An 8,410-nucleotide genomic window follows, 5' to 3' on the forward strand; every position below is an offset into this window, starting at 1 on the left:
AAAATGAAAAGGGCCGTGAAAATAAAATTAAATTTAATAATGATAATTATCTTCTGCCTTTTTCCAAAGCTTGCTCAGGCAGATGATTTATCATCAAAAATCAATAACTATTGCTATGACGAGCTTTCTATTTTAGATGAAAATACTAAAGAAAATATAAAAAATACAAATAAGGAACTTCAAAATAAAACTGGATCACAAATTCTTGTTTTGACCTTAAACAATCCTAATGGATTGGATGCTATGTCCTATGGGAGTGATTTATTCAATCAACTTAAAATAGGGGATAAGGATAAAGATAATGGAGTATTGATTCTTTTTCTTGAAAATAAAGCTGATAAGAAAAGACAAATTGCAATTATCCCTGGCTATGGTCTAGAAGGAAGGCTTAACGATGGCAAGGTCGGTAGGATAATTGATGATTTTATGATGGATGATTTCAAAAAGGGAGATTACTCAAAGGGAATCAACCAAGGATTTTCTGCCGTTGTTAGTCAAGTTGCCGAAGAATACCAAGTAGATCTCACTGGTGATTATGAAAGCTATCAAAAGGAATTGAACCAAGATGATGGATTTAATCCTTTCTATGTATTTTTCATGATTATCATTTTTATAATCATCGCCAACAGATTATCAAGATTTAGAAGCTTTAATAGAACTTTTTATGGTCAACCAAGAAACACTTTCCCTAGCTGGTTTGGCGGAGGATTTGGGGATGATGACGATGATGATTTTCCATTTTCTGGTTGGTCTTCAGGTGGAGGATTTTCTGGATCTGGCTTTAGCGGCGGTGGTGGAAGTACCGGTGGCGGTGGAGCTAGTAGAAGTTTTTAATTTAAAAAGGAGCGTGGTTATCCACGACTCCTTTTTTAGTGCTTAATTCTTGGTAATATTCTTTCATAAATTAGTAGAAGCAAAATATAATTGATGATTGCATCTGGTATAACCTTAATTGCTCTACCTGCTAATAGTACTTTGTATGGAGTTCCATATAATTGGGTTAGCCATAAAGGTGTAAGTAGACCGTGATTAATTCCATATACAAAAAGAATAACAAAGACTATCAAAAGTCTAGTGTTGATATTTTTCTCTTTTCCGTACTTAAAAATTAATCCAGGTACCATAGCTGTTAGTATTGCTCCTAGAGTAAAGCCTGGATGAAAAGTTCCCCCAAGGTTTATCATTATTCCTATCATATCTGAACAAAGACCTGCTAAGGCACCTAAGAGTGGGCCAAAAAGCATTCCCACTAGCATCAAAGGTAAGGTCCCAAAGGATATCTTAATATTAGGAGATAATTGTATTCCCAATACTCTAGATAAGATTATGCTTAACGCAGTAAGCATAGCCGCTTTTACTAAATTGTTTACTAATATTTTATTTTTCATATTTCCCCTTTCTATCAGAGGGCAGCGGTTGCGATAAAGAATCACGCATTCGCTTCGTTTAGGAACAACAACCCATTTCCTAACACTTAATGCTCTTTATCTACTCTGATGGATATATTATAAACTAAAATTGATAAAAATAGAAGAGCTTTTTTTAAGTTTTGATTAATTTGTTTTTTCTCATATACTATTATATAAGGAGTTAGATTTGAAAGATAAAGTTGAAAAAAGAAATGTTGATTTGGGCAAGGATCCTATAAAAGGCTTGCTCTTAAAGCTTGCAATTCCAGCGATTGCCTCACAAATTGTTAATGTTTTGTATAATATAGTTGATAGGGTTTTTATTGGACATATTCCTAAAGTTGGCAATCTCGCTCTCACAGGTGTAGGCGTTGGTTTTCCTATAGTTATTCTGATATCCTCCTTTGCCGCCCTTTTTTCCTATGGTGCCGCTACTAGATCTAGCATCTATCTTGGTAGAAAAGATAAAGAAATGGCAGAAAAAATATTAGGTAATTCGCTAACGTCTTTGCTAATAGCTTCCCTTTTCTTATCTATATTTGTTATTATTTTTAAAGAAAAGCTACTTTATATTTTTGGTGCTAGCCCTAATACTATTTCGTATGGACTTGAGTACATAAGTATATACGCTCTAGGGACAATTTTTGTACATATCACATTGGGAATGAATGTTTTTATTGCGGTTCAAGGATTCTCTACAATAGCTATGAGAACCGTAATTATAGGAGCTCTTTCTAATATAATTTTAGATCCAATTTTTATCTATGTATTTACTATGGGAGTTAGGGGAGCAGCCCTTGCTACTATAATATCTCAGTCCTTATCAGCAATTCACGCCTTAAAATTTTTAACTGGGTCAAGGACAACTATAAGAATAAGAAAATCATGTATGAAAGTTGAAAAGAAAATACTTTTGCCAGCTCTTGCCCTTGGAGTGGCACCCTTTATTATGCAATCGACAGAAAGTGTATTAATGCTTGCCTTTAATTATAATCTATTAAAATTTGGAGGGGACCTCGCTGTTGGTACTATGACAATCACTTCTTCTTTAATGCAATTTGCCTTATTACCAGTCGACGGCATAACCCTAGGAGGTCAAGCAATATTATCTTATAATTTTGGAGCAAATAATTTTGGTAGAGTTAAGGAAGCATTTAAAATTCAAACTATTGCGTGTGTTGGATTTACTAGTATCCTTTGGGCACTCTTGATGATTTTTCCTAGCTTTTTTGCAAAAATTTTCAGCTCTAATGTTGAACTAATTGCAAATACGTCTTGGGCTATAAGGGTATTTTTTGCATCTATTTTCTTATTTGGCTTGCAATTATCCTGCCAGCAATCATTTATTGCCTTTTCAGATGCCAGAACAAGTACTTTCCTTGCTATTTTTAGGAAGATGATCGTGCTAATACCCCTAATCTTCATCTTGCCGAGATTTTTTGATGATAAAGTCTTTGCAGTATTTCTGTCAGAACCGATAGCTGATACTATTGCTGTTTTAACAACTGTAAGTATGTTTAGGATGAAATTTAAAAAAATAGAAAAATTTATGAAGCTTGATAGAAATTCAAAAGCTCAATTGTATTAGAAATAAGCTCCAGCCATTAGCTAGAGCTTATTTCTATTTTATGATAAAATCTTGATTGATTAAGGTCTCAAACATTTTATTCCTATTAAAAATAATAGTTCCTTGCTTTTTAGGAATTTGAAGAGAAAAAGAATCACTCCTTCTGTTTGCATCTCTTAAATCATAATAATTCGTCATTTCCTCATCATATTCCTTAATTTTTTCATTATAATTGTCAAATACCTGATAAGAGTCGACGAAGGCTCTTAAATTAATTGGCATTCTTGGTTTTAGCTGAGGATTTTGCTTTGGATAGCCGAAACCTAAGCCTACAGCTGGATAAGTAAGTTTCGGTAGTTTTAATAAGTCAATAATTTTTTGGGTATCATTATGGATATTACCGTAATAGTTTGTTCCAAGTCCTAGATATTCTGCTGCAACTGCTACATTTTGGGCAGCAATTATTGAATCGGTAAAGGCTTGAATGAACTTATCAAAGCCAATCATTTCATCATTTTCACTTGAGTTCTCCTTTGCAATATTGTAGTTTCTAAACAAATCGGCTACAAATATCCATATCTCAGGTGCTCTTTTCATATAAGCTTGACCTCCAATTTCTGCAAGCTTATCTTTAAGGGTTTTGTTTTCTATGCGAATTATAGTAGAAAATTGCATACCATTAGAACTAGGTGAATGATTGGCAACTTCAAGTAATTTATTTATTGTTTTCTCGTCAATTTTCTCATTGGTAAATTCTCTTATAGTCCTATGCTTTAAGGCTATATCAATAGTATTGTTCATTTTTCCTCCTAACAATCTTTTTCTTTATATACCCACTGTGCTATAATTTACTTAGGTGATAAGATGTTAGTTAAAATTTCTGTAAGAAACTTAATAGAATTTGTCATGAGATCAGGCGATATTGATAATAGCTTTAGAGATAATGCAAGGATGATTGAAGGCATTAGAGCCCACCAAAGAATCCAAAAATCATATGGCAAAAACTATAGTAAAGAATATAAGTTAAAACATAGAATAAATATTGCACAAACAGAATTTCTTGTCGAAGGAAGGGCTGATGGGCTTATAAAAGAAAATGATAGCTATATAATTGACGAGATAAAGTCAACCAAACGTGACCTTGATGCTATAGATGATTCTAATCAAATGCATTGGGCCCAAGCCAAGTGCTACGCTTATTTTTTTGCCTGTGATAATGATTTATCAACTATTGATATAACATTGACTTATGTTTCTTTAGAAAATTATAAGACTAAAATATTTAGAAAGACTTTTAATAAGGACGAATTAGAAATTTTCTACATTGACTTGCTTAATAGATACATAGAATTTTCAAAAATCCTTAGCAAGAATATCGAACAAAGGAACTCTACAAGCAAAAATATTGATTTTCCATATGATTCTTATAGGAAGGGACAAAGAAGGATGGCTGTTGCTATTTATACAGCGATCCTAGATGAAAAGAATATTTTTATAGATGCACCTACTGGAATTGGAAAGACTATTTCATCAATATTTCCATCAATAAAGTCATTTAGTGAAGACTTAGCTGACAAAATTTTTTACCTTACTGCAAAGAATACTACTTCAAAAGAAGCTATTAAGGCTATTAAGCTTTTAGAAAAAAAGGGGCTAAGGCTTAAAGCTGTGCAAATTACTTCAAAGGAGAAAGTTTGTCTTAATGATGAAGTAAAATGTAATCCAATTGATTGTCCATTTGCCAAGGGACATTTTGATAGGGTAAATGATGCCCTTAAAGATATACTAACAAATGAGTCCATTATGGACTATGATATAATAACTTCTTATGCCGAAAAGCACAGGGTATGTCCCCTAGAATTTGAATTTGATATATCGACTTTTTCCGACTTTATCATTTGCGATTACAATTATATTTTTGACCCAAATGTTTATCTTAGGCGTTTTTTTGATGAGCTAGTAGATAGATATATCTTCCTAATAGACGAAGCTCATAATCTTTTAGATAGGACTAGAGATATGTATTCCTTCTCTTTTTCGAATACAGACTTTATCGAGCTTAAAAATTCCCTAGATGTTAGAAGGGATAAGAAAATTATGAAAATTGTAGACGATATTATAGAATATTTTGAAAATAATTATATTAAATTCGGAAAAAGACTCCATTACTATACAACAAAGCAAGTTTTGGATTTAGATGAGAAACTCATCCTGCTTTCTAAAAAAATGGAAAATTTTCTGATTAAAGAAAAAGACGACAAGAACTATGATTTTGTTTTGGAAATATATTTTAGGATAAATTCATATCTAAGAATCTCTGATCAATTCATAGATGGCTTTTATAATGTTATCTCCTTTGATGAGGACAATGAAGAAAAGACTTTTGCAATTAAATGCGTTGATCCATCCTATGTGCTAAAAAAGAAATATGATTTGGCAAGAACAAGCGTATTTTTCTCTGCTACCCTTTCGCCTATGAAGTTTTTTATGATAATGCTTGGAGCAAAATCTAGCCTTAAACTTAGGTTAGATATGCCTTTTTCATCAGACAAGCTAATGATTATCCAAAAATCTATATCGACCAGGTATAAGGATAGATTTGAGAACATTTCTAGGATTTCTGATTTGATTTATGAATTTGTGCAAAGTAAAAAAGGAAACTATTTTATTTTTTTCCCTTCTTTTGATTATCTAGAAAAGATTGCAGGTGATTATATGCTAAGGCATAATGAAGAAATTCTAATTCAAGATAGATCCATGAATCAGATAGAAAGATCTCGATTTTTAAAGAAATTTACCGATGATAGTAGTGAGATCGCCTTTGTAGTCCTCGGAGGAGTTTTCGCAGAAGGAGTTGATCTTATAGGAAATAAGCTGATAGGTTCAATGATTATTTCTGTTGGCATGCCTGGTTTATCATTTGATAGGAATCTAATAAAAGAATATTTTGACAGGAAAAACATGGCAGGCTTTGATTACTCATATACTTATCCTGGTATTAACAAGGTCTTTCAGGCAGCAGGAAGAGTAATTAGAAGTGAAAATGATAGGGGTATAATCTATTTAGTTGACGATAGATATACCTGGACTAAATATCAAAGTCTATTTCCCAAACATTGGAGATATATAAAATACTTGGATGAAAATGAAAATCCAGAAACAATAATAGATGAATTTTGGAGTAAAGATGAGAAAAAAGAAAATTGAAGAAGTTAGAATAGAAAAAATGAAGTATCCTAATATTTCTCAGGCCTACAATGAAAATGGTAAGCTTGTGGAATTTAAGGGAGGCTTACTAGGTCAGTTGGTAAGAGTTAAGGAGAATAAGAAGAGCAAGGATAAAATCAAGGCTAAATATTTGGATTTAATAGAAGAATCCGACCTAGAAAATAATACGAAAACTTGTGCTAATCCAGACATATGCGGAGGTTGTGCCTATCAAAAGCTAGCCTATGAAACAGAATTAATGCTAAAAGTAGATATGATTAAGAATCTATTTAAGGATAATGATATCGCTTATGATGGTGAAATAAAAATCAACCAATCTCCTATAAGTAAAGCTTATAGAAACAAGATGGAATATAGCTTTGGTGATAGGCAAAAAGGCGGAGAACTTGTCCTAGGTCTTCATAGGAAGAATCGATTTTACGAAATAGTAGGGACAAATGATTGTAACATAATTGATGAAGACTTTAATACAATAAGGTCTAGGGTTGAGGAGTATTTTAGACGAAAGAATGCTAGCTTCTATCACAAAAGTACAAGAGATGGACTATTAAGACATTTAGTTGTAAGAAAGGCTCATAGGACTAATGAAATTATGGTGCTCTTGGTTACAACTAGCGATATGAGCTTTGATAGTATAAGAAAAAAATTATTTTTATCCTATCTTCTAGATAGTAAACTCGAGGGCAAGATAGTTTCAGTTTATCATATAATAAATGATTCTTGTGCTGATGCAGTAATTGCTGAGGAAAGTCATTTAATTTATGGAAAAGAATACATAAGAGAAGAGATGATGGGTCTATCCTTTAAAATTTCTCCTTTTTCATTTTTTCAACCAAATATTTTCACAGCAGAAAAACTCTACCAAAAAGCCTTTGACTTGGCTAGAATTGATGATAAGATGAATGTCTTAGATCTCTACTCTGGAACTGGAACAATTACTCAGCTTATGGCTCTTAAAGCAAAGCATGCTACAGGAATAGAGATTGTAGAAGAGGCAGTAGAAAAGGCTAAGGAAAATGCCTTGTTAAATAAAATTGACAATATTGATTTTCTTTGCGGAGACGTCTTAGAAGAAATAGAGAAAGTCAGCGATCGTTATGATGTAGTAATCTTAGATCCGCCTAGAGCAGGTATTGCCCCTCAATCCTTAGAGAAAATACTAAAGATGAAAGTAGATAAATTCGTCTACATATCTTGTAATCCAAAGACTCAGCTAGAAAATCTTAAAGATTTTATCGACCAAGGTTTTATAATAAAAGATTTCGAAATATTTGATCAATTTCCAAGATCAAGACATGTGGAGTGCATAGCGTTGATACAAAGAGTGAAATCGTGAAAATCCTGCATTTTAAGCAGTTTTACAAGCATTATGTATTTGTAGAAGACGGAGAGGGAGGACGAAAAAAAGTCTTAAAAAATTATATGGATGTGAATGTTTGCATTGATATGGTGTGTGGAGATACAAAGAATGTTTTTGAAAGTGAGGAATAAGAAATTATGAGATGGATAATAAAAATAATCTTATTCCCAATTAGCTTGGTGTTAAGTATCCTCACAGCATTTCTAACATTTCTACTTGGTATCGGAACAGCCATACTATATTTGCTGATGATGTTTTGCATATTTGGAGCAATTGCATCTTTTCTGCAAAAAGAAGTTACCATCGGAATAGAAGCATTGATTATTGGATTCTTGGTTAGTCCATATGGAATACCAATGGTTGGAGCAACAGTTATAGCTTTTTTGCAAGGTATCAATGAAACAATGAAATCAATCTAAAAAATTTCATAAAAATGGTTACCAAAGGCGATAGAAGAAAAAACTATCGTCTTTTTCTTTGTAAATTTTTAAGAAGGGAGGTGATCCTGCATGGACTTTGACTATTTCTATAACAGAGAAGCAGAGCGATTTAACTTTCTGAAAGTGCCTGAAATATTAGTAGACGGAGAAGAATTTAAGGGATTGTCTGCTGAAGCAATTATCCTTTATTCCATGCTTTTGAAACGCACAGGAATGTCATTTAAGAATAACTGGGTGGACAAGGAAGGCAGAGTATTTATCTATTTCACAGTTGAAGAAATTATGAGAAGAAGAAATATCTCAAAGCCTACTGCCATAAAAACATTGGACGAGTTAGACAGCAAAAAAGGGATAGGACTGATTGAAAGAGTAAGGCTTGGACTTGGTAAGCCGAATGTCATTTATG

Annotated in this window: 8 protein-coding genes and 1 riboswitch; of the genes, 6 read left to right on the plus strand and 2 right to left on the minus strand. The window is 32.6% G+C overall.

What is annotated here, in order from left to right:
• The first annotated feature begins 3 nt into the window (after window positions 1-3).
• A complete protein-coding gene (locus P6936_RS05545; RefSeq protein ID WP_276881068.1) occupies window positions 4-834 on the plus strand; it encodes a TPM domain-containing protein in 831 nt (276 codons plus the stop codon).
• A gap of 35 nt (window positions 835-869) precedes the next feature.
• Here P6936_RS05545 and P6936_RS05550 read toward each other — a convergent pair whose 3' ends face one another.
• On the minus strand, window positions 870-1,388 hold the full coding sequence (locus tag P6936_RS05550) for a folate family ECF transporter S component (RefSeq protein WP_060929519.1): 519 nt from the start codon (window positions 1,386-1,388) through the stop codon (window positions 870-872).
• Between the two features lie 20 nt (window positions 1,389-1,408).
• Window positions 1,409-1,498, minus strand: a riboswitch (THF riboswitch).
• 98 nt (window positions 1,499-1,596) lie between these two features.
• Between P6936_RS05550 and P6936_RS05555 the strand changes: the two genes are divergently transcribed.
• Entirely contained in the window at window positions 1,597-2,997 is a 1,401-nt protein-coding gene (locus P6936_RS05555; protein WP_276881069.1) for an MATE family efflux transporter, read from the plus strand.
• 33 nt (window positions 2,998-3,030) lie between these two features.
• On the opposite strand, the gene P6936_RS05560 is transcribed toward P6936_RS05555, so the two are convergent.
• On the minus strand, window positions 3,031-3,777 hold the full coding sequence (locus tag P6936_RS05560; protein ID WP_276881070.1) for a nitroreductase family protein: 747 nt from the start codon (window positions 3,775-3,777) through the stop codon (window positions 3,031-3,033).
• A gap of 63 nt (window positions 3,778-3,840) precedes the next feature.
• Between P6936_RS05560 and P6936_RS05565 the strand changes: the two genes are divergently transcribed.
• The 4 genes from P6936_RS05565 to P6936_RS05580 all read left to right on the plus strand — a co-directional run.
• Window positions 3,841-6,183, plus strand: a complete 2,343-nt coding sequence (locus P6936_RS05565; protein ID WP_276881071.1) for an ATP-dependent DNA helicase — start codon at window positions 3,841-3,843, stop codon at window positions 6,181-6,183.
• Entirely contained in the window at window positions 6,164-7,540 is a 1,377-nt protein-coding gene (gene rlmD, locus P6936_RS05570; RefSeq protein ID WP_276881072.1) for a 23S rRNA (uracil(1939)-C(5))-methyltransferase RlmD, read from the plus strand. Before P6936_RS05565 ends, rlmD begins: the two co-directional genes overlap by 20 nt.
• A 161-nt stretch (window positions 7,541-7,701) precedes the next feature.
• Entirely contained in the window at window positions 7,702-7,983 is a 282-nt protein-coding gene (locus P6936_RS05575; RefSeq protein ID WP_159324238.1) for a CD1845 family protein, read from the plus strand.
• A gap of 90 nt (window positions 7,984-8,073) precedes the next feature.
• Window positions 8,074-8,410, plus strand: a 337-nt coding sequence (locus tag P6936_RS05580) for a replication initiator protein A (RefSeq protein ID WP_276881073.1), incomplete at its 3' end; no start/stop codon positions are given.

The sequence above is a fragment of the Anaerococcus tetradius genome (assembly GCF_947087635.1).
Classification (GTDB): domain Bacteria; phylum Bacillota; class Clostridia; order Tissierellales; family Peptoniphilaceae; genus Anaerococcus; species Anaerococcus tetradius.